The organism is Telluria beijingensis (assembly GCF_030770395.1).
Taxonomy (GTDB): Bacteria; Pseudomonadota; Gammaproteobacteria; order Burkholderiales; family Burkholderiaceae_D; genus Telluria; species Telluria beijingensis.
On sequence record NZ_CP132480.1, the window covers coordinates 1337486 to 1360859 of the forward strand.

Here is a 23374-nt window from a genome sequence, read left to right on the forward strand (position 1 = left end):
GTATTGTAACCTGTCTGTTGTGCACCACAGCGTGGTCGGCGCAAACTCTTTCCGTACAGATAGAAAACGCGGCGCGCGAGCAGCTCGAGAAGGGCGCCGATGCCCTCGGGCTGGGCGATCCGCAGTTCGACCTGGCCGTGTCCAGCAGCCGCCCGCCGCCCGAATGCAAGGGGGAAGTCAGCATCGAAGCGGTCGACGTGCGCCAGCCGGCGCGCATGCGTTTCGTCGCGCGCTGCCCGGACGGCAAGGGCTGGCGCCACGACTTCGTGGTGCGCGCGCGCATCTCGGCGCTGGTGGCGGTGACGGCGGTCCCGGTGGCGGCCAACCGCGAACTGGTCGAGTCCGACGTCACGCTCGAGCGGCGCGACATCACCCAGGTGCGCGACCCGATCGGCATGCTGGAGGAAGCGGTCGGCCAGTCCAGCCGGCGCAGCCTGCGCGCGGGCGAAGTCCTGCGCGCCAGCCAGCTGGTGGCGCCGATCGCCGTCAAGCGCGGCGACGCCGTGGTCATGACCGCGCGCCAGGACGGCATCGAAGTCAGCATGGCAGGCGAGGCGCTCGACGCCGGCGCGCGCGGCGCCGTGGTGCGGGTCAAGAACAGCGCCAGCGGCCAGGTGGTGCGCATGCGCGTGCTGGGCGCCGGCGCCGTGCAGCCGATCGATATGCCGCTGGGCGAGTAAGGCTTCATTCCCTGTTCCCCTGGAGGCCGGCCGCGATGCGCGCCAGCTTGGCCGCATAGCCCGGATCGGTCGCATAGCCGCCGCGCGCCAGTCCCTCGGCGAAAGCCCGGGCATCGCCGCCGGTGTTCAGGGCGCCGCGATAGCGCGGGTTGTCGCTCAACACGCGCGCATAGTCCTGGAATGCGCTGGCGGCGTCCGGATAGGCGCGGAAGCGTTCGCGTGTCTTGATGGCGGCGCCGTTCACGTATTCGGTGGTGGTCGATTCGCCGCTGGCGCCCTCCCAGCTGGCGCCGGCCTTGATCCCGAACAGGTTGTGGCTGCTCGCGCCTTCCGCCGTGCGCAGCGGGCGCTGGCCCCAGCCCGATTCCAGCGCGGCGTGGGCCTGCACCAGTTCAGGCGCCACGCCCAGGCGTTCGGCCGCCTGGCGCGCCCAGGGGGCGATGCTGTCCAAAAACGCCTGCTGCTCGGGCGTGCCGGCGGCCGCCGCATCGACGCCATGTTCTTCAGGGTTCATGATGAGGCCTTGCGCGCGCAGGCGCAGCATGGCGCCTTCGGCGCTCAGGCTGCTGGCCGCGCCGCCATCCGTGTCGCCATGCTGGATGTAGGCGTTCACTTCGTCTTGCAGTTCGCTGAACAGGCGGCCGAAGCTGGCGTCGCCGCCGCCCAGGGCGGCGGTCGGGCGGGTAGCAATGGTCGCCGCGGTCGCCGCCGTCGGCGCGATCGTGAAATCAGCGTGGCGCATAGGTGCCATCCTCGCCGTGCAACACGCGCTGCATCGTGGAATATTGGTCGGCCAGCAGCTGGCCGTTGCGGGCGGTCGCTTCCTTGCAGGCGCGCACGATGCCTTCCAGCTCGCGCCAGCCCGCCTCGAACACCACGCGCGCGGCCGGGACGAGGCTGGCCATGTACTGGTCCATCGTGGCCTGCGGGCCGAGCAGGGCGCGCACCAGTTGCAGGCGCTGCTGGCGCCGCGCTTCCATGTTTTCCAGTAGCGGCGCCAGGCCGTCGGCCAGCGCGGTCAGCTCGGCGCTGCGATGTCGCACGGCGGCCTCGAACTGCTTTTCGAGCAGGGTGTGGATGGTGGCGGCCTCGGCCAGGTCGAGGTTTACGCCCTCGAGCAGCAGGCCATTGGCCTGGGCGCGGGTCAGGGTCGCCATGCTAGCGGCCTCCGTGGAATTTCTGGATCAGGCCCGCCAGCCGGCCCGGGTCGAACGGCAGTTCGCCGCGCGCCAGCGCATCGCGCAGCTCGGCCACGCGGGCGGCGTCGAAGTCGGGCATGGCGCGCAGCGCTTCGGCCGCCGGTTTCAGGACTTCGGACTGCAAGGCGGCGTTGGGCGCCGCCGGGGCGTCGAGCTGGACCGGGGCCGGCGCGGCCTGGCCGCCGGCGCTGACGGTAGCGACGGCGCCGCTGGATGAGCCTGTGATTTTCATGCGGTTACCTCGGGATTTGGCGTGGATCGTCATGGCGTTTTCGGCAGTTGGCCGCGCAGTTCTTCCAGCGCGGCCGCGTCCGGCATGGTGACGGTGGCGCCGCTGCCCAGCGCCGTGCCGTTGCTGCCGGGGGCGCCGAACATGCTCGCCACCGCGCGCGACTGGGCGCTGGTCAGGATCAGGAGTTCGATGCGGCGGTTCATGCCACCCAGCGGGTCGTCCGGATGCAGCGGGCCGCGGTCGGCCATGCCCACCACCTGCAGGATGGTGGAACTTTGCATGCCGCCGGTGAGCAACTGGGCGCGCGCGGCCAGCGCGCGGTCGGTCGACAGCGCCCAGTTCGAGTAGCCGCCCTTGTCGGGGCCGGCATAGCGGCTGGAATCGGTGTGGCCGACGATCAGCATCTGGTTGCGCATCTGGGCGAACAGCGGGCCCATCTTTTGCAGCAGGCGCGCGAAGCGGCCGGTGGGCAGCGCGCTGCCGCGCATGAACATGCCCTGTTGATCGGTATCGTGCAGCATCACGCGCAAGCCATAGGGCGTGACGACGGTGGCCAGGTTGGCGGCCAGGCCGGCGTTCACCGACAGTTCGGTCAGCGCCTTCGACAGGGCGGCCAGGTCGGACGGCGTCTCGTAGGCGACCTTCGGCGCGCTCGGGCTGCCCGGATTGCTGGTGCCGGCATTGCCGGTGCGCGGCACCTCGAAGCGCTCGATCAGGCTGCCGCTCGGCTCGCTGGCGATGGCCGGCTTCTGGCCTTGTCCCTCGAGCATGCCGCTGTCGGTGGCGTCGCGCACGATCGCCTTCAGGTTCTGCTGCTCGCGCGCGGCGATCAGCCACAGCACCAGGAACAGGGCCATCAGCGCCAGGCAGAAGTCGGCGAACGCGACTTTCCAGGCGCCGCCGTGCTCGTCGTGCTGGTGCTTGCCGCCGCCGCGCTTGACGATGGTCGATTCGTGCTTGTCGTTCGGTTTCGACACGTGTTACCCCGTCATGCGGTCGCTGCCGCGGCGCCGCTTGTTCTGCGATTCGTCCTCGCCGCCCATGGCGTTGATCCACTGTTCCAGTTGGGCGAAGCTGGGCTTGGTATTGAGCTGGATCAGGCGCCGCCCGGCGTCGATCGCCAGCAGGGCCGGCTTGCCGGCCACGTGGGTGCACAGCACCACCTTCACTGTCTCCATGGTCGAGGCGTCGGAATTCACGGTCTGCTTCATCAGGTTGGCCAGCGGCTCCAGCACGCCGTAGCAGAAGAAGATGCCGATGAAGGTGCCGACCATGGCCGCGCCGACCTTCTCGGCGATCTCGCCCGAATCGGCGCCGCCCGAGACCGAGAACATGGCCATCACGATGCCCAGCACCGCGGCCAGGATGCCGAAGCCCGGCATCGCCTCGGCGATCTTCTGCAGCGATTTCGAGGGCTGGGTCAGCTCTTCGTGGATGGCTTCCAGTTCCTGCTCCAGCACGCCTTCGAGCTCATGGGCGTTGATCTTGCCCATCGCCATCAGGCGGAAATTGTCGACGATGAAGGCCAGCAGCTTCGGTTCGTCCAGGATCAGCGGATAGCGCTGGAACAGCGGGCTTTCGGCCGGCGCCTCGACGTGGGCGTCCAGGGCCTTCAGGCCGCCGGCCGCGGTCTGCAGCAGTTCGTACATCAGGAGCAGCAGCTGGCGCTGGAATTCCGAATCGTGCTTCTTGCGCGCCGCCACTTTCTTGAGCTGGTGTCCCATCTCGGCCAGCACGTGCCGCGGATTGCCCAGCACCAGGGCGCCCAGGGCGGCGCCGCCGATGATCAGGATCTCGACCGGGTGGAAGATCGCGGAGAAGGTGCCTCCCATCATCGTGAAACCGCCGAAGACGGCGCCGAGCACGATGGCGATACCGAGTAGTTGCTGCATGACGTAGGCCTTTCTGGCTTTTCTCTGTTATTCGGTTCAGTCGCGCTGCAGCGCGGCCTTCATCTTGGCCAGCGCGCTCTTGTTGAGCTGGCAGACACGGGCGTCGGACAGGTCGAGCACGGCGGCGATTTCCTTGTAGCTCAATTCGAACTCGTAGATCATCTGGATCACGCGCTGCTCCTTTTCGTTGAGGCTCGACAGCACCTGTTCCAGGCTGCGCCGCACCATGAACTGCTCTTCGGGCCCGGGGGCATGGTGGGCTTCGGCGACCGCTTCCTGCAGCATTTCATCGAAACTCAGCATTTCCTCGGCGCTGTCGTCGAGCAGATACTGTCGATACGCTTCGGCGGACAGGCCCAGCGCCTGCGCCGCTTCCTTCTCGTTCGGCTCGCGCCCCAGGCTGCGGGTCAGAGCGCGCAAGGCGTCGCGCTGGCGGTGGCTGTCCTGGCGCACGGCGCGCGGACGCCAATCCTGGCGCCGCAGCTCGTCGAGGATGGCGCCGCGCACGCGCAGCGCCGCATAGCTCGAAAAGCCGGTATCCGGCTGGCCGTAGCGGCGCAGCGCCTCCAGCAGGCCCATCAGGCCGATCTGTTCCATGTCGTCGCGCCCCAGCGCGCCCGAGACCTGGCTGCCGAGCTGGCGCGCGATGCGCTTGACCAGCGGCGCATAGGCCAGCAGGTGGCGTCCCTCTTCCTGCGCGCTCATGCCGGATGCGGCCTGCGCCTCGCCATATTCGGCATAGGCGGCGCCGGGGGCGACGTCGAGGTAGTCGGTCATATAGGCCACGTGGTCACCTGGCGGATCGCGTCACTCGATGATCAGCTTGCCGACCATGACTTCGGAAAACGGCTTGATGTGGTTTTCCTTTTCATAGTTGGCGTTGAATACCTTGTTCAGCTCGGACGCGTACTGGTCCACCGTCATCGCCGAGGCCTCGGCCAGCGTGCGCGCCGACAGCGCCGACACGGCGATGCTGCGCAGCAGCGGCAGCTGTTCCTTGGCTTCCTTCTCCTCGGCCGGGGTGGTGGCCAGCACCAGGTCGACCGACAGGTAGTGCGCGGCCTGGTCGTTCGGCGCGCGGCGCAGCATGACGATCACCTTGTCCAGCGTGACGTACTTGGTCGGTTTCTTTTCCGGAGCCGGCCGGGCTTCGGCGCCGGCGGCCGGGGCCGGGCTCATGTACCACATGGCGCCGCCCGCGGCGGCGGCGGCCGCCACGGCGACAGCGGCGAAGGCGATGATCAGTTTTGCTTTCATGGTCGTTCGCGCTCATTCATCGAAAACAGGGAACCGGCGTCGCCGGCATCGTTCAGGGCCAGGCCAGGCGTGCGCTGGCGCTGCTCTTCTTGTTCCTGCTGGCGGCCGCGGCCCTGGGCATCGGCGCCGGGCTGGCCGGACGGCTGCTGGCCGGCCTGGCTGCTGGCCTGGGCGCGCGGGGTCTCGCTCACGCTCACCGCCACGTTGGCGTACTGGCGGCCGGCGAGGTCGTTGCGCAGGCTGTCGCTGACCGTGTTCAGCTGGCGCAGCACCTCGCTATTGGAGGCGGCGATATGCACTTCGAGGTTGCCGCCGCTGTGGCGCACCGAGATGTCGATCCGGCCCAGCATCGGCGGCTCGAGGCGGATCGTCGCCTGTTCTTGCCCGCGGCCGAGCTGCAGCTGGAGCCGCTCGCCGAGCGCTTCGTGCAGGGTCTGGCGCCAGGCGGCCGGCGGGCCGGCGAGGGTCACGCTGTCGGCGCCGCGCATGGTCGCCGCCTGGCCGGTGGCGGCGGCTGCGCCGGTCGTTGGCGTCGTGGCGGTGGCCGTGGACGCGGCGTCGGCGCCATCGGCCTCGGCGGCGACGGTAACGGCTGCCGCCGGCGCGGCCGGGGTCGTGCTTGCTGCGTTTGCCGCCGGTACAGGTGCGGCCGGGGCCGGGGCCGGGGCGTTCGCCATCGCCGCGGCAAGCTCGACACGCGGCGCGGCCGGCGCGGCTGGCGTGGCGGCCGGCAGCGGCAGCGGCAGGGCAGGGACATCGGCGGCGCTGCGGGCGGCGGCCTGTAGCGGCGCGTCGACGTCGGGCGGTGCATCGGTGGCGGCTGCCTGGTCGGCGACGCCGGCCTTGGCGCCCGGCATCGCCATCATCATGGCCGGCAGCGCGGCCGGCGCGGCCTGCGGCGTCATCGCGGCCAGCAGGGCGTCGAGCGCGGGCGCTTCGAGGGCGAGGGTATCGTCCGCCGGCTCGGCCGGGTCTTCCGGCGCGGCCGCAGGGGCCTCGCCGGTTGCCAGCGCCGGATCGACGTCGGGCAGCGCGCCATCCAGGGCGATCCAGTGCTCGAACGGCAGCGTCCCGGCGATCATGGGGGCGGGCAGGCCCGCGAGCGCGGTCGCGGGCGCCGGCTCCTGCGGCGCGCCGGCAACGGCGTTCATGGCGGCGGTCATCGTATTCATCGCGCTATTCATCGAGAAGTTCATCGTGGCGTGCTACCTGATTCGAGTTCGCCCGCGAGGGCATAGGCCATCCAGCCTTCCTTGTTGTCGCGCATCTCGCCCAACTGCGCCTCGAGCTGGGCGGCGGCCGCGGCGGCGGCGCTGGCGGCGCCGTCGTGGGCCGCACGCAGCCTGGCGTGGGCGGCGCGTTCGCGCGCGCTCCAGGCGCCGTGCGCGGCCAGCGCCTGTAGCTGCGGCGCCAGCTCGCGCACGGCGCACTCCAGCAGTTCCCAGTCGGCGCGCGCGCCGGCATCGATCAGGCGCGCGGCCAGGCGCTCGATGGCGGCGCTCCTATCCATTGCGTTCCTGGACGCCTTTCCAGCCCTGGCGGATGGTGGTGAGCACCTGCACCACTTCGTCGACCATGGCGGGATCGAGCTTGATGCCGGCGCCGTGCAGGCGGGTGGCGCAGAAATCGTAGATGCGCGCCAGGTTGGCCACGGTCTCGCCGCCGCTCTCGAAGTCGAGCGAGCTCGACAGGCCATTGATGATCTCGACGCATTTGTCGATGCTGGCGGCCTTGGCTTCATAGCGGCGCGCGACGATGTGGGCGCGGGCGCGCGCCAGTTCGTCGAGCAGGCCGTCGGTCAGCAGCAGCACCAGCTCGACCGGCGAGGCGCGCGAGGTCTGCGCATCCAGGTTGACGGCGTGGTAGCTGCCGTAGGCTTCCTGATAGGACATGGTGGTCTGGCTTTCTTAATTTTTGTCGTTGCCGAACAGGGCGTCGAACAGGGTCACGTTGTAGTTCATCATGCCTTGCATGGTCTGCAGCTCCGTGTACTGGCGCAGGTAGCGGTCGTAGGCGGCCTTGTGCTGCTGGTCGAGCGTGGCCTGGCGGTCCACCAGCCGCGATTGCAGGCTGCCGTTCTGGTCGCGGCGCTGCTTGATCTGGCCGTCGACGGTGTTGCTCCAGGATTTCAGGTATTTGTCGAGTTCGCCGGCGACGCCGGTCGGGGTGCTGGCCGAGGCCGCGCCGATCACCGCGTCCAGGCCGTTCGGGTTGCGCGCCAGCTGGGCCAGCAGGCGGTCGCTGTCCACCTCGAGCGTGCCCTTGCGGTTGGCGATGATGCCGTAGCTGGCCAGCGATTCGCCGCTGCCCGGGCGCAGCAGGGCGGTCAGGCGGTCGTTGAGCGCGCGCACGCCGCCGTCCCTGGCGAAGGCGCCGTCGTCGGCCTTGGTAGCAGGGTCGCCGCCATCGGTCAGCTTGTCGAGGACGGTCCTGAGCTTGTTGAAGGCATCCACGAAGGCCTGCACATTGGCGGTGGTGGCCTTGTCGTCCGGGCCCACGGTCAGCGTGACCGGCGCCGCGCCGCTGGCGTGCGCCTTGGTGAAGGTCATCTTGACGCCGTCGATGGCGGTGAAGGTATTGCTGGCCTGGGTGATCGCGGTGCCGCCTTCGCCGCCGACGTGGATCTCGGCGTCCGCCGCCGCGACCAGGGTGCGCAGGTTGGCGTTGCCCAGCTTGTCCGCCAGCGAATCGGCGCCGATGCTGCCCTGCAGGCCGCTGGCGTCGATGGTGATCTTCGAGGCCAGGCCGGTGTCCTTGGCGGTCAGCACCAGTTCCGAGTTGCCGTTGCCGGTATTGACCACCGAGGCCACGACCTTGCCGGCATTGCCTTCGGCGCTGTTGATGGCGGCCGCCAGCTCGCGCGGGGTCAGGTTGCGCGGGCTGGCGCCGAGGTCGACCTCGAAGCCGGGGGCGCCGCCCATATTGACGTTCAGCTTGCCGCTGACGCCGGTGGCGTTGCCGAGGCCGGCATATGCCACCTGGCTGGCCGCGGCCAGCTGCTTGACGAAGAAGGAATAGGTGCCGGCCGCCGCGGTGGCGCTGGCGCTGGCGCTGCCCATGGCGGTGTCGCCGAAGACCGCCGACTGCGCGTACATGGTCTTGTTCAGGCCGGTGAGCGAGGCCAGGCTGGCCTGGAAGGCGGAGATCGCCGAACTCAGGTCGGACAAGCCTTTCTCGGTGGCGTTGGCGGCCGCCTTGTTGGCCGTCAGGATCTGCTGGCGCGCCAGCGTGTATTTGTCGGCCAGGTCGTTCGCGGTCAGGACCGGATCGAAGGTAGGGGCGGTGATTACAGTTGCCATGAATTGCTCCTTGAATGGTGTGCGTGTGCTTCGCTCATGCCGCGGCCGAGCCGCCCGGTTTTCCGGCCATCCACGATTGGGTGGCGATATCGTCCTCGCGCTTTCTGGTGGCGCGTTCCTGTTCGACTGCCAGCGCATCCTGCTCGCGCACCAGCACCTTGCCCAGCAGCTCGCGCCGCACCCAGGCATCCTTCAGGCGGCCCTGGGCCACCGCCATATTCGCTTCGTGCAGCGCCAGGTCGGTGCGGTGGCTGTCGGCCAGCGCCATCACGCCCTGCTTGTAGGCGCCGCAGTTCAGGGCCAGCGCCGGGTTCAGCGCCAGCTTGGCGCCCGAGGCTCCGCTGCCTTCGGCCAGCAACGCCAGGCGCTCGAGGTTGACCTGGTAGCGCACCCGGGTCGCTTCCTGGCTGGCCAGGTCGGCCTGCAGGCGGTCGACCTGCGTGGTGCGCAGCTGCACCAGCGTGTCCAGGCTGCGGATGGTGTTTTCACGCTTCATGCCATCATCGCCTTCAGGGCGTCGACGCAGCCATCCATCGGCGCTTCCTCGCGCGTGCCCTGGCACAGGAAGGCTTCGATCTGCGGCTGCAACTGCACCGCGCGGTCGGTCTCGGGATCGGCGCCCGGCACATACGCGCCGAGCGGGATCAAATCGCGCACGCGCGCATGGCGCGCCATCGCGGCCTTCAGCTTGCGCGCGGCCAGCGCATGTTCCTGCGGCACCACCTGGGCCATGCAGCGCGAGATCGACTGGGCGACGTCGATCGCCGGGTAGTGGCCGCGCTCGGCCAGTTCGCGGGTCAGCACGATGTGGCCGTCGAGGATCGCGCGCGCCGAGTCGACCACCGGATCCTGCTGGTCGTCGCCCTCGGCCAGCACGGTATAGATGGCGCTCATGCTGCCTTGCGGGTGCTCGCCATTGCCGGCCGATTCCACCAGCTGCGGCAGGTTCGAGAACACCGACGGCGGATAGCCGCGCGTGGCCGGCGGCTCGCCCAGCGACAGCGCCACTTCGCGCAGCGCCATCGCATAGCGGGTCAGCGAATCGCACAGCATCAGCACGTTCAGGCCGCGGTCGCGGAAGTGGGCGGCGACGGCGTGGCACATCTCGGTCGCCATTACCCGCATCAGCGGGCTTTCGTCGGCCGGGGCCACCACCAGCACGGATCGCCGCAAGCCGTCGGGGCCGAGGGAGCGCTCGACGAATTCGCGCACTTCGCGGTTACGCTCGCCGATCAGGCCGACCACGATCACGTCGGCCACGGTCTGGCGCGTGATCAGGCCCAGCAGCACCGACTTGCCGACCCCGGAGCCGGCCATCAGGCCGACGCGCTGGCCCTTGCCGATGGTGAGCATGGCATTGATGGCGCGCACGCCGACGTCGAGCGGTTCCTCGACCGGCGTCTTGCGCAGGGGATTGACGCGCGGCGGGGTGCTCGCCAGCGGCTGGTCGCCGCGCAGGGGACCGAGGCCGTCGATCGGCTCGCCCAGGCCGTTGACCATGCGGCCCAGCCAGGACGGGCCGATCATCAGGTCGCTCTTCTCGGGCGCGGGCAGCACCCGTGCGCCGGTGGCGAGACCGGCCGCCTTCTTGAACGGCATCAGGTACGACACCTTTTCGCGGAAGCCCACCACCTGGGCATCGAGCCATTCGCCGTCGACGGTCTCGATGCGGCAGCGCTGGCCGGTATGCAGGCGGCAGCCGACGGATTCGAGCAGCAGTCCCTGGGCGCCCACCAGGCGTCCGGTCGGCGTCGCCACCGGCACCGCGCCGATGTCGACCGCGCGCAGGGAGTCGGCCAGGGCCATCATGCCGCCGGTTCCTCGGCCATGAGCTGGTCGTGGACCTGCTCCATCACCGCCGCCAGGCGGCCCTGGCAGCCGGCGTCGACTTCATTGTCGCCCGCGCGCACGCGGCACTCGCCCGGCTCCAGCGCGGGGTCGGGCAGCAGGGTCCATTTGCGGGCGCGCTTCGGGTCGAGTTCCTGCACCCGGCGCAGTTCTTCGGGATTGAGGAACACCTCGACCTCGTCGCGCGAGGGCGGCATCACGGCCAGCGCTTCCTCGACCAGGGCCAGCAGCTGCACCGGCTGCAGCGCCAGTTCGGCGCGGATCACCTGGCGCGCGATCTTGCCGACCAGTTCGACCACTTCGTTGCGCTGGGCCGCGCGCAGGTCGGCCTTCAGCTGGGCCAGGCCCTCGAGCATGGCCTCGACCGGACGCGCAAGTTCGTCGAAGCGGGCCAGGGCGGCGGCGCGGCCTTCTTCCATGCCGCGCTCGCGGCCCTCGGCCTCGCCGCGCGGATAGCCTTCGGCCCGGCCCTGGTCGAGGCCGGCCTCGTAGCCCTCGCGCTGGCCCTGGCGGTAGCCGTCGGCCAGCACGCCCTGCCATTCCTCGTCCGAGCCGGCGCCGCTAGAACCGGCCGGGCGCGCGCTGCTCAGCTGGTGCAGCGGCGGGAAGTGATAGGACCTGAATTGCTTCATTCCGCGGTCGCCTCGGCAAACAGCTGGATGTCGATCTCGCCGGCGTCGGCCAGTTCCTTGACGGTGGCCATGATTTCGCGCCGGGTCTGCTCGATGCGCGACATCGGGATCGGGCCCGAGCGGCGCATCAGGTCTTCGAAGCTCTGCGCCTGGCGGCGCGGCATCGCGGCCAGGATGGCTTCGCGCAGCGGCGCCTCGGCGCCCTTGAGCGCGATCGCCCACTGCTCCAGCGGCACGTCGTCGAGCAGGCGGGTGATGACCTGCTCGGTCTGGCGCGACAGGATGAAGAAGTCGTACATCGACATCTCGATCTGCGACACCACCTCGGGATCGTGGGCGCGCAGCAGTTCGACCATGCCGGCGCGGTTGTCCTGCAGGCGGTTGAGGATGTCGGCCACCTGGCGCACGCCTTCCACGCTGGCGCTCTGCGTGTCGAGCGCGGCCAGGCAGCGGTTGACCAGTTCTTCCAGCTCGTGCAGCACGTCGCGGTCGATCTCGTCCAGGCGCGCCATGTTCAACAGCACCAGTTCGCGGCCCTCGAGCGGCAGCGCTTCCAGGATCTGGGAGGCCAGCGCCGGCGGCAGGAAGGCCAAGAACACGGCCTGCATCTGCACGTGCTCGCTGGAGACGAATTCGGCCAGCCAGCGCGGCGAGGCATACTGCAGGCGCGCCATCATCGGACGGATGGCATCGCCATAGATCGTGTTGAGCACGCTGTTGGCGATGTCGCTGCCCAGCGCCAGGTCGAGCGAGCGCTTGAGGTAGCTGCGCGAGGCGCCGTGCAGGCCGCTCTGCTGGCGGTAGTCGTCGAAGAAAGTCTGCAGCGCCGACTTGACCGCGTCGACCTTGATGCCGCTCATGCGCGACATCACCTGGGTCAGTTCCAGTAACTCGTCGCGCTCGAGGCAGCGCAGCACGGCGGCCGCCTGTTCCTCGCCGATCGACAGCAGCACGATCGCGGCCTGTTCGACCGGCGACAGGACGACGGCGTCGTCGTCCTCGTAATTATTCTGGTCGGCCATGTTTTTTCTGTACCCATTGTTTGACGACTTCGGCAACGCGCTCGGGCTCCTTGCCGGCCAGGATCTTCAGGTGGTCGACCATCACGTCCACCGCCGACCCGCTCGGGGGCAGGTCGTAGTTCTCGAGCAGCGGGACCACGGCGCCAGGGCTGGCTTTTGCGGCCGCGCCTTCCGGCGCGCCGAGGGCCGCCACGCCGGCGGGCAGGGCGCCGGCGCCAGTCCCAGCCCCAGCCCCAGCCGCGGCGCCGGACGAACCCGGCAGGGTTGGGATGGCCGGCGCCAGCGGCGGCTGTTGCGGCGCCAGGCGCGAGGTGATCGCGCGCAGCAGCGGGCGCGCCAGCAGGAAGTAGGCGAGGATCGCGCCCAGCGCCCACAGCGCGTAGCTGGTCATGTCGACCACGTTGTCGCGCTCCTGCCACCATTCCTGGGCCACCGGGGCGGCCGGAAACTTCAGGCTCGAGACGGCCAGCACGTCGCCGCGCGCGGCGTCGATGCCCAGGCCGCCGGCCAGGATGGTCTTGATGTTCGCCAGCTCGGCCGCGGTCCAGGCCTGGCCGTTGGCGGCGCTGGCATTATTGAGCACCACCGCCACCGACAGTTTCTTGAGGCGGCCGCGCTCGCGCTTGATCTGGGTGATCGCGCGGTCGTAGGCGTACTGGCGGGTGGTGGCGTTCTTGCGCGCGCTGCCGTCGTCATCGTTCCGGCCCGGCGCGTCGGTATCCAGGGCGTCGGGATTGGCCGGTACCGGCGGGCGGTTCGACAGGGTGCCCGGCACGCCCAGCGCCATGCGGTTCTTTTCCATCTCCTCGCGCATCGCTTCGCTGGTGACCTTCGGCGCTTCGCCGTATTTTTCCTGGGTTTCTTCGATGCGGTCGTTGTCGACCGCGGCGGTGACGCTGACCTTGTAGTTGTCGACGCCCAGGATCGGCGCCAGCAGATCGTTGACGTTGGCGCGCACCTCGTCGGTGTAACGCCTGGAGGCACTGTCTCCCTGGGTCGCGCCGTCGAAGCCGCCTTCCAGGTCGACCCGGGACGACAGGAAGTTGCCGGCCTGGTCGACCAGCGACACGCGCTGCGGCTTGAGGCCGGCCACGCTGCCCGAGACCAGGTTGACGATGGCGGCGATCTGCTCGCTGCCGAGCTGGCGGCCGGGTTTCACGCTGACCACCACCGAGGCCGAATTGCCGTCGGTGTTGGCGGTGACGAAGGAGCTGGTCTTGGCGATCGCCAGGTGGACGCGGGCCGACGCGATGGCGTCCATGGTCAGGATGCTCTGCGCCAGCTCGCCTTCGAGGCCGCGCCGGAAGCGCACGTCCTGCACGAACTGCGACACGCCCAGCGGGTCGTTGCGGTCCATCAGTTCCAGGCCGGCCGGCAGCTGGGCCGTCACGCCCTTGGCGGCCAGCAGCATGCGCACCTTGCCCAGGCTCGCCGCCGGCACCATCACCTGGCCGCTCTCGGGGTGGACCCGATACGGAATCTGCTCGGCTTCGAGCACGGTCATCATGTCGGCGGCGGCGACTTTTTCGCGCGCGCCGAACACCGGCTTGTAGCTGGACTGGTCCTGCCACAGGTACATCATGATCGCGGCGGTGACGGCGACGGCCAGGCCGAGCAGCAGCGGGAGGTTGTTGCGCAGCAGGGGCGGCAGCGAGGGCAGGGCCAGCTTGCCGGCGGCGGCGGACTTGAGGGAAGAGATCACGGGAGCGTCGCTGGTGGATTAGATCGGGAGCTTGATCAGTTCGTCGACCGCCGTCATGACCTTGTTGCGCACTTGCATCAGCATCNGGCGGACTTGAGGGAAGAGATCACGGGAGCGTCGCTGGTGGATTAGATCGGGAGCTTGATCAGTTCGTCGACCGCCGTCATGACCTTGTTGCGCACTTGCATCAGCATCGAGAACGACAGGCTGGCCTGCTGGCTGGCCAGCATCGCGCCGACCAGGTCGTCGCTCTTGCCGGATTCGACCGCGGCGACTTTCGCGCCGGCCGCCTGGTCCTGGGCATTGACGTTGTCGAGGGCCTGCTTCATGACCCCGCTGAACGAGAAAGCGTTGTCGGCATGCGCTCCGGGTTGGAGGAAGGAAGCGGCTGGGGCGATCGCCAGGCGGTTCGCGTCGTTGGTCAGTTGCGCCAGGTCAGCCTGGATCAGGCCGGCAAGTTCAGTTGCCATCGTGGTTCCCGTCAAAAAAACGTTGTTGTGTGAGAGCGACAAAAAGTTACCGATTTTTCGTTGCCATCCGCGTCGCTTAGTACAAAAAACTTAAACCTCGATCAACGAACGAACGTTTGTTTTTGCTGCCTGGCATCCGTCATATCAAGTTGTTCTCCTCTGGAGCATGAGGGAAGAACGCGAGTTGCTGCGGTGCGACACCACAATATTACCGTAGGGCAAGTTGGAAATCAAAGAAGAATGTCAAACTTGCTGCACCTTGGTTCGCTGTATAATTGTTGCCGTGGGGAATGAAAAGCTGTCATCGAAACGTAATTTTCAGTCAACAAACATGTCGATTAATCAACCAGATCGTGTCCGCGATTTCCAGGTGCTCGACCCCTGCCTGCTGGGCCGGCCGGTCCACCTGCTGCCGGCCTTTGCGGCGCGCCTGGCCGAAGCGCTGGGCGCCGCGATGGCCTCGCCCGGCGGGCGCCGCTACTGGGGCGCCTACCGCCTCGAGAGCCTGGCCTTCGAACGTGCCCCCGACGACCGCAGCCTGCGCTGGCTGGGTGTAACCGGTACTTACGGCCTGGCCGCCGTGGCCTTCGAGCGCAGCCTGTTGCTGGGACTGCTCGAAGGACGCTATGCGCGCCGCACCCAGGGCCCGGCCGCGGGCGCGAATGCCGCGCCGCAGCGCGATCCCGGCCTGGAGCGCGTGACGGCGACCGAGGAACGCCTGGCCGCGACCCTGGCTCAGCAGGTGGCGCACCTGCTCGACGATAAGGTGGCGGAAGGACTTGCGGCGGCCGGCGCTACTGCCACCGCCGCCGCGCCGCGCCTGGCCAAGGACGGCGCCTCGATCGTGCCGGCCGGCGCGCCGGGCAAGGCCGGCTGGGTGATCCGCGCCGTGCTGCGCGCCCAGTACGGCCGGCGCGACACCGACGACCCCGGCCTGGCGCCGCCGGAAGGGCAGGTCTGGATCGGTCTCGACCACGGCCTGATGGCCCACGTGCTGCAGGGCCTGAAGGCCGATCGCAACGGCATGCGCGGCGCGGTGCGCATGGCGCGCGAGCCGCTGGCCTCGCACCTGCAGGTCAGGCTCGAAGGCCGCCTGGTGAGCAAGGAAGTCACCCTGGCCACCCTGTTCGGCCTCAAGATCGGCGACGTGATCCCGGTCTCGGTCGGCCGCGCCGATGTGCTGCTCGACGATTCCCGCCTGTTCACCGCCGCCGTGGCCGAGCACAAGGGCAAGCTGTGTTTAACCTCATTTGAAGACGCCGAATAATGGACATGAACCTCAACGAGCAACTGGCGGGCGATGTGATCATCGATGACCTGGACGGCGCCGACCAGGCGCCCGCCGCCGGCCGCCAGGCCGCCCGCCAGCTGCCGCAGATGATGCGGCGCATCCCGGTGACCCTGACCCTCGAGGTCGGGTCGGCCCGCGTCTCGCTGCAGGAACTGATGGACATCCAGCCCTCGTCGGTGCTGCCGCTCGATTCGCTGGCCGGCGAGCCGCTGGTGATCAAGGTCAACGGCACCCCGATCGGGCGCGCCGAGGTGGTGGTCGCGGGCGAGCAGTACGGCCTGAAGGTGATCGACCTGGACGGCCTGAACCTGGACATGCTCGCGCCATGATGCGCGGCACCCGCGGCGCGGCAACGGCCGCGCTGCTGCTGGGCGGCCTGCTGCTGTCGGCGCCCGCGCTGGCCCAGAACCAGGACCTGCTGGCCGGCGTCATCCCGGGCGCCGATTCAACCAGTTCCGGCATGAGCGTCAAGTCGCAGATCCTGGTCATCATGACCCTGCTCGGGCTGCTGCCCGTGATGATCATGATGATGACCTGCTTCACCCGGTTCGTGATCATCCTGTCGCTGCTGCGCCAGGCCCTCGGCCTGCAGCAGGGCCTGCCCACCCGCATCATCACCGGCATCGCCCTGATCCTGACCATCCTGGTGATGCGTCCGATCGGCGAGCAGGTGTGGAAAGAGGCTTTCCTGCCCTACGACCAGAACCGGATCGGCCTGGAGGAGGCGCTGCGCATCGCCGAAGGACCGGTGTCGCGCTTCATGCTGGCCCAGACCAGCAAGGCCTCGCTGGCGCAGGTGGCGCGCCTGGCCGGCGAGCCCGCGTACGCCCAGCCGCAGCAGCACAGCTTCCCGGTCAAGCTGGCCGCCTTCGTGCTGTCCGAACTCAAGACCGCGTTCCAGATCGGGGCCATGCTGTTCATCCCGTTCCTGATCATCGACCTGGTGGTGGCCTCGGTGCTGATGGCGATGGGCATGATGATGCTGTCGCCGCTGGTGATCTCGCTGCCGTTCAAGCTGCTGCTGTTCGTGCTGGTCGACGGCTGGACGCTCACCGTCAGCACCCTGGTCGGCAGCATCCACGGCTACTAGCCCATCATCCCGAGACGGAGAGACGAACATGAGTCCCGATATCGCCGTCGACCTGGTGGTCGAGGCCCTGCAGATCGTGATGCTGCTGGTGATGGTGCTGGTCGTGCCGGGCCTGGTCATGGGCCTGGTGGTGGCGCTGTTCCAGGCCGCCACCCAGATCAACGAACAGACCCTGAGCTTCCTGCCGCGCCTCCTGGTGACGTTGCTGGCGGTGATCCTGGCCGGCCACTGGATGACGTCGCGGCTGATGGATTACTGCGTGTCGGTGTTCCAGCGCGCGGCCACCCTGGTGGGTTGAATGGGCATCGAGCTGTTCAGTTACCTGCTGCCGCTGATCGGCGCCCTGTGGTGGCCGTTCTGCCGCATCATGGCGATGATGGTCACCGCCCCGGTGATGGGCGACGGCGCGATCCCGATGCCGGTGCGCGCGCTGCTGGCGGTGGTGCTGTCGTTCCTGATGCTGCCCCTGACCCGGACCGGCGCCGCGCCCGATCCGTTCTCGCTGTCCGGCGTGGTCGCCATGTTCGAGCAGGCCGTGATCGGCGGCGTGCTGGGCCTGGCCCTGCAGTTCGCGATGGCGGCGGTCACCATGCTCGGCTTCCTGGCCTCGAGCCAGATCGGCTTCTCGATGGCGCAGATGAACGACCCGGTCAACGGCCAGGTCTCGGACGTGATCTCGGGCCTGATGTCGCTGGTGGCGATGCTGGTGTTCTTCGCGATCGACGGCCACCTGGTGCTGGTGGCGGTGCTGGGCCAGAGTTTCCATGCCTGGCCGGTCGGCTACGGCTGGCAGCCCATGCTGCTGGAGGCGGTGGCGCTGAATGTCGGCTGGGTGTTCGCCGCCGCGATCCTGCTGGCGCTGCCGATCGTGTTCTCGACCATCGTGGTGCAGATGGGCTTCGGCTTCCTGAACCGGGTGGCGCCGAGCCTCAACCTGTTCTCGCTGGGCTTCGCGCTGGTGACGATCTTCGGCCTCATGATGCTGGTCCAGCTGGTGCGCTTCATCCCCGAACACTACGTCGCGATGACCAACCAGGTGCTGGAAATGCTCACCGAACAGATGAGGATAGCCCGTGGCGGATAACAATAGCGGCGGCGACAAGACCGAAAAACCCTCGGCGCAGAAGCTGAGGAAGGCGCGCCAGGAGGGCCAGGTGGTGCGTTCGCGCGACCTGGCGACGGCGGTCGGCATCCTGGTCAGCCTGAAGGTGTTTTCCCTGATGGCGCCGGGCTACCTGGAAGACATGCGCCACCTGTTCCGGCTGGTGTTCGTGCCGCTGGGCGAGGCTGGAAACCTCGAAAACGCGCTGTCGGTCGTGTTCGTGGCAGGCGTGGCGCTGTTGGCGAAGATGGTGCTGCCGCTGGCGGCGGTGCCGTTGGCGATCGTCGCGGCCGGCGCGGTGCCGGGCGGCTTCATCGCCAGCGGCAAGAACCTGCAGCCAAAGCTCAGCCGCTTCAGCCCCATCACCAACCTGGGCAACCTGTTCAGCCAGAAGCACTGGGTCGGCTTCGCCACCTCCTTCGCCAAGGCCGTCATGCTGGGCGTGGTGCTGTGGATGGTCACGCGCTCCGGCATGAAGGCCTATCTCGAACTGCAGCGCATGCCGCTGCCGGAGGCCCTGGCGGCCGGCAGCGGCATGGCCCTCGACGCGCTGATGGCGATGGTGGCCGTGTTCGTGGTGTTCGCCGTGATCGACGTGCCGGTGCAGCACTGGCTGTTCATGCGCAACCAGCGCATGAGCAAGCAGGATATCAAGGAAGAACACAAGAGCAACGAAGGCCGGCCCGAGGTCAAGCAGCGCATCCGCCAGCTGCAGCAGCAACTGGCCCGGCGCAGCGTGCGCAGCACGGTGCCGACCGCCGACGTCGTGATCGTCAACCCGGAACACTATGCGGTGGCGCTCAAGTACGACACCGGGCGCGCCGAGGCGCCGTTCGTGGTCGCCAAGGGCGTCGACGAGATGGCGCTCTACATCCGCCAGATCGCCAGGGAACACCAGATCGAGACCCTGGTCCTGCCGCCGCTGGCGCGCGCGATCTACAACACCAGCCAGGTGCAGCAGCAGATCCCGGCCCAGCTGTACCAGGCGGTGTCGCAGGTGCTGAACTACGTTTTACAACTGAACGCGTTCCGTTCGGGCCGGCGCCAGGCGCCCCCGCGGTTCCCCCACGAGGTGGACGTGCCATCTCATCTGAGCGAGGCCAGAGCATGAACTTCATGAATTCCTTCAACGCCTTCGTCGGTGAGCTGCGGCGGCACAAGTTCGCGGCCCCGGTATTCCTGATCGCGCTGCTGGGCATGATCATGCTGCCGCTGCCGCCGGTGCTGCTGGACGTGCTGTTCACCTTCAATATCGTGCTGTCGCTGATCGTGATCCTGGTCGCGGTGACGGCCAGGCGGCCGCTCGATTTCGCGGTGTTCCCGACCGTGATCCTGGGCGCCACGCTGATGCGCCTGGCGCTCAGTGTCGCCTCGACCCGCGTCGTGCTGCTGCACGGCCACGAGGGCACGCACGCGGCCGGCCAGGTGATCGAAGCCTTCGGCAACGTCGTCATCGGCGGCAATTTCGTGGTCGGCCTGGTGATCTTCATCATCCTGATGATCGTCAACTTCATCGTCGTGACCAAGGGCGCCGAACGCATTTCCGAGGTCTCGGCGCGCTTCACGCTGGACGCGCTGCCCGGCAAGCAGATGGCGATCGACGCCGACCTGAACGCGGGCCTGATCAACCAGGAGCAGGCCACCACGCGGCGCAAGGACGTCGCCGCCGAAGCCGACTTCTATGGGGCGATGGACGGCGCCTCGAAATTCGTGCGCGGCGATGCGATCGCCTCGATCCTGATCCTGATCATCAACCTGGTGGGCGGCATCGCGATCGGCGCCCTGATGTACGACCTGCCAATGGGCGAGGCCTTCCGCGTCTATGCCTTGCTCACCATCGGCGACGGCCTGGTGGCCCAGATCCCGGCGCTGATGCTGTCGGCCGCGGCCGCGATCCTGGTGACCCGCATCGGCGAATCCGGCGACCTGGAACAGCAGGTCGGCAGCCAGGTGCTGGCCCAGCCGGGCGTGCTGTATTCGGCGGCCGGGATCATGCTGCTGCTGGCGGTGGTGCCGGGCATGCCATGGCTGTTCTTCATGGTGGCGGCCGCGGTGCTGGCCTTCGCCGGCTACAAGGTGGGCCAGCGGGTGCTGGCGCCCGATAACGCCGGGGTGGCGAAGATCGAGGCCGCGCTGCGCGACGAGCGCGCGCCGGACCTCGACTGGCAAGCCTTGCCGGTGGTGCAGCCGGTCACGGTGGCGGTGGGCTACAAGCTGGTGGGAATGGTCGACCGCGCCCAGGGCGAGCCGCTGGTCAAGCGCGTCAAGGGCGTGCGCCAGAGCCTGTCGGAACAGATGGGCATGCTGCTGCCGGCGATCGCGGTGCGCGACGACCTGGCGCTGCGCCCGACCCAATATGCGATCAGCCTGTCGGGCACGGTGGTGGCCGAGGCCGAGGTGATGCCCGACCACCTGCTGGCGATCCCGTCGCCCAATGTGTACGGGGAGCTCGACGGCATCCCCGGCATCGAGCCGGCCTATGGCATGGCCATCACCTGGATCGAGCCGGGCCAGAAGGCGCATGCGCTGGGCCTGGGCTACCAGGTGGTCGAGGTGCCGAGCGCGATCGCGACCCACGTCTCGAAGGTGGTGCGCGAATACCTGCATGAGCTGTTCCGCCACGAAGACGTGCCGGCGATCCTGGAACGCCTGACGGCACTGTCGCCCAAGCTGGCGGCGGCGCTGGACAAGGCGCTCACGCACACCCAGCTGCTGCGCGTGTTCCGCGTGCTGCTGCTTGAAGGCGTATCGCTCAAGGACATCGTGGTGATCGCCACCACGCTGCTCGACAGCTCGGAGACGACCAAGGACCCGATCCTGCTGGCGGCCGAGGTGCGCTGCGCGCTGCGGCGCCAGATCGTCTCGACCCTGTTCGGCAAGAAGAAGGACATGCCGGCCTTTAACCTGTCGGCCGAGCTGGAAAACATGCTGCTCGGCTCCCTGAACCAGGCGCGCCAGAACGGCGGCGGCAAGGTCGTGCTGGACAATTACCCGATCGATCCGCAACTGCTGTCGCAATTACAGATTAATATGCCGGTGGCGCGCGAGCAGATGAAGCAGCAGCACACGCCGCCGCTGCTGCTGGTGCTGCCGCAGGTGCGCCCGCTGCTGGCGCGCTATGCGCGCCTGTTCGCGCCGGGCCTGCACGTATTGTCGTATAACGAGATTCCCGAGAACCGCGACGTGTCGATCGTGGGGACGGTGGGGTAAGCGGACGAAGGACGTGGGAGACGATATGGAAGACGACATGAGCCGGCAGCGCAAGCCGATCTACGTGACCCAGCCGGAACTGCCGCCGCTGGAACAGTTCATCCCCTATCTCGAGCAGATCTGGGACAACAAGATGCTGACCAACGGCGGCCCGTTCCACGCGCAGCTCGAGGAAGCGCTGTGCCGCTACCTGGGCGTCCAGCACATCTGCCTGTTCACCAACGGCACCCTGGCGCTGCTGACCGCGCTGCAGGCGCTGCGCGTCACGGGCGAGGTGATCACGACCCCGTACTCGTTCGTCGCGACCTCGCACTCGCTGCTGTGGAACGGCATCAAGCCGGTATTCGTCGACGTCGACCCCGACACGCTCAACCTCGACCCGCGCCGGATCGAGGCCGCGATCACGCCGCAGACCACCGCCATCATGCCGGTGCACTGCTACGGCGCGCCATGCGACACGCGCGCCATCCAGGCGATCGCCGACAACTACAACCTGAAGGTGATCTACGACGCCGCCCATGCGTTCGGGGTATGCCACGAGGGGGCGAGTGTGCTCAACAGCGGCGACCTGTCGGTGCTGAGCTTCCACGCGACCAAGGTGTTCAACACCTTCGAGGGCGGGGCAATCGTGTGCGGCGACGCGCGCACCAAGCAGCGCATCGACCGCCTCAAGAACTTCGGGATCGTCGACGAGACCACGGTGGTGGCCCCCGGCATCAATGGCAAGATGAGCGAGATCAACGCCGCCTTCGGCCTGCTGCAGCTGAAGGGCGTGGCGGCGGCGATCGCGGCGCGCGGTCGCCTGGCGCGCGCCTATACCGAAGCGCTGGCCGGCGTGCCGGGCATCCGCTGCGTGCGGCCGTGGTCGGCGGCCAGCGGCGAGGCCGACGCCTGCACGACCAATTACTCGTATTTCCCGATCCTGGTCGGCCCCGGGTATCCGCTCGGCCGCGACGCGCTGTTCGCGCGCCTGAAGGAACACGGCATCGTCGCGCGCCGCTATTTCTATCCGCTGATCTCGAGCTTCCCGATGTACCGCGACCTGCCGTCCGCCGCCCCCGACCGGCTGCCGGTGGCGGCGCGCGCCGCCGAGCAGGTGCTGTGCCTGCCGATCTATCCGGCGCTGGCCGACGCCGACCAGCGCCGCATCATCGACCTGGTACTGGAGGCCGCATGACGATGCGCGCCGCGATCGCCGACCTGGCCGGCCACCTGCCCGAGACGGTGCTGGGCAACGAGGAACTGGGCCGCCTCTACCCCGGCTGGGGCGCCGACAGGATTCTTGAAAAGACCGGCATCCGCAGCCGCCGCATCGCCGCGCCGCACGAGACGGCGGGCGACCTGGCCTTCCATGCCGCCGAAAAGCTGTTCGCCCGCGGCCGCGTCAAGCGCGAGCAGGTCGACTTCACGATCCTGTGCACCCAGGCGCCCGATTACGTGCTGCCGACCACCGCCTGCATCCTGCAGCACCGCCTCGGCCTGGCCACCAGCAGCGGCGCGCTCGACGTCAACCTGGGCTGTTCGGGCTTCGTCTACTGCCTGTCGCTGGCCAAGGGCCTGGTCGAGAGCGGGGCCGCGCGCTGCGTGCTGGTGCTGACCGCCGACACCTATTCGAAAACCATCCACCCGCTCGACAAGAGCGTGCGCACGCTGTTCGGCGACGGCGCCGCCGCCACCGCGGTGGTGGCGCGCGAGGCGCAAGCGGGCGAGGCGGCGCCGATCGGTCCGTTCGTGTTCGGCACCGACGGCCGCGGCGCCGACAAGCTGATCGTCGAGGCAGGGGGCTTCCGTACCCCGCGCAGCGCGGACACGGCGCGCGAAACCGGCGACGAATCGGGCAATGTCCGTTCACGCGAGCACCTGTACATGGCGGGGGCCGATATCATGGCGTTTTCGCTGCGCGAAGTGCCGCGCGCGGCGACCGCGCTGCTCGACAAGGCCCAGGTCGCGCGCGAGGCGGTCGACTACTTCTTGCTGCACCAGGCCAACCGCTTCATGCTCGAATCGCTGCGCAAGAAAATGGGCATTGTCCCCGAGCGCTTCCCGATCCACGTCGAGGAGTGCGGCAATACGGTGTCGTCGACGATCCCGCTGGCGCTCGAGGCGATGCGCGACCAGGGGGCGTTCGCGGCCCCGAAGACTTTGATGCTGCTTGGCTTTGGCGTAGGATTCTCCTGGGCCGGCTGCCTGTTAACCCTGGAACTGGAATAAGACAATGAGCAAATTTTACGAAGGCATGGCCGAGATCTTCGAGGTCGACCCATCCCGCATCACGCCGGAGTTCGCACTCGACAGCGCCGAGGCGCAGTGGGATTCGCTGGCGCTGGTGTCGACCATCGCCCTGGTCGACGACTGCTACAACGTGATGCTCGACGGCAGCGCGCTGGCCGCCTGCACCACGATCGCCGACATCGAAGCGCTGATCGCCCAGGCGGCGAAGGGCTGACC

At 68.5% G+C, this 23374-nt stretch carries 28 protein-coding genes; 11 read left to right on the plus strand and 17 right to left on the minus strand.

Annotated elements, in window-relative coordinates:
* Positions 1 to 17 precede the first annotated feature (17 nt).
* Entirely contained in the window at positions 18 to 680 is a 663-nt protein-coding gene (gene flgA / locus Q9246_RS05910) for a flagellar basal body P-ring formation chaperone FlgA (protein WP_306396171.1), read from the plus strand.
* Between the two features lie 4 nt (positions 681 to 684).
* Here the strand turns inward: flgA and Q9246_RS05915 are convergent, their stop codons facing one another.
* The 17 genes from Q9246_RS05915 to fliE all read right to left on the minus strand — a co-directional run bounded on the left by Q9246_RS05915 (position 685) and on the right by fliE (position 14233).
* Positions 685 to 1422 carry a glycoside hydrolase family 73 protein gene (locus Q9246_RS05915; protein WP_306396173.1) on the minus strand — a complete coding sequence of 246 codons (738 nt, stop codon included), beginning with the start codon at positions 1420 to 1422 and terminating at the stop codon, positions 685 to 687.
* Positions 1409 to 1837 carry a flagellar export chaperone FlgN gene (flgN, locus tag Q9246_RS05920; protein WP_306396175.1) on the minus strand — a complete coding sequence of 143 codons (429 nt, stop codon included), beginning with the start codon at positions 1835 to 1837 and terminating at the stop codon, positions 1409 to 1411. Before flgN ends, Q9246_RS05915 begins: the two co-directional genes overlap by 14 nt.
* A 1-nt stretch (position 1838) precedes the next feature.
* A complete protein-coding gene (flgM, locus tag Q9246_RS05925) occupies positions 1839 to 2111 on the minus strand; it encodes a flagellar biosynthesis anti-sigma factor FlgM (RefSeq protein ID WP_306396177.1) in 273 nt (90 codons plus the stop codon).
* A 29-nt stretch (positions 2112 to 2140) separates the two neighbouring features.
* On the minus strand, positions 2141 to 3088 hold the full coding sequence (locus Q9246_RS05930; RefSeq protein ID WP_306396179.1) for a flagellar motor protein MotB: 948 nt from the start codon (positions 3086 to 3088) through the stop codon (positions 2141 to 2143).
* A 3-nt stretch (positions 3089 to 3091) separates the two neighbouring features.
* On the minus strand, positions 3092 to 4003 hold the full coding sequence (motA, locus tag Q9246_RS05935; RefSeq protein WP_306396181.1) for a flagellar motor stator protein MotA: 912 nt from the start codon (positions 4001 to 4003) through the stop codon (positions 3092 to 3094).
* A gap of 36 nt (positions 4004 to 4039) precedes the next feature.
* The gene (locus Q9246_RS05940; RefSeq protein ID WP_306398092.1) at positions 4040 to 4780 is read right to left on the minus strand and encodes a FliA/WhiG family RNA polymerase sigma factor; all 741 of its coding nucleotides are present in this window, start codon (positions 4778 to 4780) and stop codon (positions 4040 to 4042) included.
* A 30-nt stretch (positions 4781 to 4810) separates the two neighbouring features.
* A complete protein-coding gene (locus Q9246_RS05945) occupies positions 4811 to 5260 on the minus strand; it encodes a flagellar basal body-associated FliL family protein (RefSeq protein WP_306396183.1) in 450 nt (149 codons plus the stop codon).
* Positions 5257 to 6432 carry a flagellar hook-length control protein FliK gene (locus tag Q9246_RS05950; RefSeq protein ID WP_306396185.1) on the minus strand — a complete coding sequence of 392 codons (1176 nt, stop codon included), beginning with the start codon at positions 6430 to 6432 and terminating at the stop codon, positions 5257 to 5259. Before Q9246_RS05950 ends, Q9246_RS05945 begins: the two co-directional genes overlap by 4 nt.
* A 20-nt stretch (positions 6433 to 6452) precedes the next feature.
* Positions 6453 to 6770 (minus strand): hypothetical protein, encoded by a 318-nt coding sequence (locus Q9246_RS05955; protein ID WP_306396187.1) that lies wholly within the window; start codon positions 6768 to 6770, stop codon positions 6453 to 6455.
* Complete coding sequence (gene fliS / locus Q9246_RS05960) at positions 6763 to 7152, minus strand: flagellar export chaperone FliS (protein WP_306396189.1); 390 nt, start codon at positions 7150 to 7152, stop codon at positions 6763 to 6765. Before fliS ends, Q9246_RS05955 begins: the two co-directional genes overlap by 8 nt.
* A gap of 15 nt (positions 7153 to 7167) precedes the next feature.
* Positions 7168 to 8559, minus strand: a complete 1392-nt coding sequence (fliD, locus tag Q9246_RS05965; protein WP_306396191.1) for a flagellar filament capping protein FliD — start codon at positions 8557 to 8559, stop codon at positions 7168 to 7170.
* Between the two features lie 34 nt (positions 8560 to 8593).
* Positions 8594 to 9055: a flagellar export protein FliJ gene (locus Q9246_RS05970; RefSeq protein ID WP_306396193.1), complete on the minus strand. Its 462-nt coding sequence runs from the start codon at positions 9053 to 9055 to the stop codon at positions 8594 to 8596.
* Positions 9052 to 10368, minus strand: a complete 1317-nt coding sequence (gene fliI, locus Q9246_RS05975) for a flagellar protein export ATPase FliI (RefSeq protein ID WP_306396195.1) — start codon at positions 10366 to 10368, stop codon at positions 9052 to 9054. Before fliI ends, Q9246_RS05970 begins: the two co-directional genes overlap by 4 nt.
* Positions 10365 to 11039 (minus strand): flagellar assembly protein FliH, encoded by a 675-nt coding sequence (gene fliH, locus Q9246_RS05980; RefSeq protein WP_306396197.1) that lies wholly within the window; start codon positions 11037 to 11039, stop codon positions 10365 to 10367. Before fliH ends, fliI begins: the two co-directional genes overlap by 4 nt.
* Entirely contained in the window at positions 11036 to 12061 is a 1026-nt protein-coding gene (locus Q9246_RS05985) for a FliG C-terminal domain-containing protein (RefSeq protein WP_306396199.1), read from the minus strand. Before Q9246_RS05985 ends, fliH begins: the two co-directional genes overlap by 4 nt.
* Entirely contained in the window at positions 12045 to 13763 is a 1719-nt protein-coding gene (gene fliF / locus Q9246_RS05990; protein ID WP_306396201.1) for a flagellar basal-body MS-ring/collar protein FliF, read from the minus strand. Before fliF ends, Q9246_RS05985 begins: the two co-directional genes overlap by 17 nt.
* Positions 13764 to 13891: 128 nt before the next feature.
* The gene (gene fliE, locus Q9246_RS05995; protein WP_306396203.1) at positions 13892 to 14233 is read right to left on the minus strand and encodes a flagellar hook-basal body complex protein FliE; all 342 of its coding nucleotides are present in this window, start codon (positions 14231 to 14233) and stop codon (positions 13892 to 13894) included.
* Positions 14234 to 14564: 331 nt separating this feature from the next.
* Here fliE and Q9246_RS06000 point away from each other — a divergent pair, with 331 nt between their 5' ends.
* The 10 genes from Q9246_RS06000 to Q9246_RS06045 are packed head-to-tail and all read left to right on the plus strand — an operon-like array spanning position 14565 to position 23372.
* Entirely contained in the window at positions 14565 to 15500 is a 936-nt protein-coding gene (locus tag Q9246_RS06000; protein WP_306396204.1) for a FliM/FliN family flagellar motor switch protein, read from the plus strand.
* Entirely contained in the window at positions 15500 to 15853 is a 354-nt protein-coding gene (locus tag Q9246_RS06005; protein ID WP_306396206.1) for a FliM/FliN family flagellar motor switch protein, read from the plus strand. Before Q9246_RS06000 ends, Q9246_RS06005 begins: the two co-directional genes overlap by 1 nt.
* Positions 15850 to 16614: a flagellar type III secretion system pore protein FliP gene (fliP, locus tag Q9246_RS06010; RefSeq protein ID WP_306396207.1), complete on the plus strand. Its 765-nt coding sequence runs from the start codon at positions 15850 to 15852 to the stop codon at positions 16612 to 16614. The genes Q9246_RS06005 and fliP overlap by 4 nt, the downstream gene beginning before the upstream one ends.
* A 28-nt stretch (positions 16615 to 16642) precedes the next feature.
* Entirely contained in the window at positions 16643 to 16912 is a 270-nt protein-coding gene (fliQ, locus tag Q9246_RS06015) for a flagellar biosynthesis protein FliQ (protein ID WP_306396209.1), read from the plus strand.
* Entirely contained in the window at positions 16913 to 17698 is a 786-nt protein-coding gene (gene fliR / locus Q9246_RS06020) for a flagellar biosynthetic protein FliR (protein WP_306396210.1), read from the plus strand.
* Positions 17688 to 18827 (plus strand): flagellar type III secretion system protein FlhB, encoded by a 1140-nt coding sequence (gene flhB / locus Q9246_RS06025; RefSeq protein WP_306396211.1) that lies wholly within the window; start codon positions 17688 to 17690, stop codon positions 18825 to 18827. The genes fliR and flhB overlap by 11 nt, the downstream gene beginning before the upstream one ends.
* Positions 18828 to 18832: 5 nt before the next feature.
* Entirely contained in the window at positions 18833 to 20926 is a 2094-nt protein-coding gene (locus tag Q9246_RS06030) for a flagellar biosynthesis protein FlhA (protein WP_306398094.1), read from the plus strand.
* Between the two features lie 25 nt (positions 20927 to 20951).
* Positions 20952 to 22103, plus strand: a complete 1152-nt coding sequence (locus Q9246_RS06035; RefSeq protein ID WP_306396212.1) for a DegT/DnrJ/EryC1/StrS family aminotransferase — start codon at positions 20952 to 20954, stop codon at positions 22101 to 22103.
* Complete coding sequence (locus tag Q9246_RS06040; RefSeq protein ID WP_306396213.1) at positions 22100 to 23137, plus strand: ketoacyl-ACP synthase III; 1038 nt, start codon at positions 22100 to 22102, stop codon at positions 23135 to 23137. The genes Q9246_RS06035 and Q9246_RS06040 overlap by 4 nt, the downstream gene beginning before the upstream one ends.
* A gap of 4 nt (positions 23138 to 23141) precedes the next feature.
* A complete protein-coding gene (locus Q9246_RS06045; RefSeq protein WP_306396215.1) occupies positions 23142 to 23372 on the plus strand; it encodes an acyl carrier protein in 231 nt (76 codons plus the stop codon).
* Positions 23373 to 23374 lie beyond the last annotated feature (2 nt).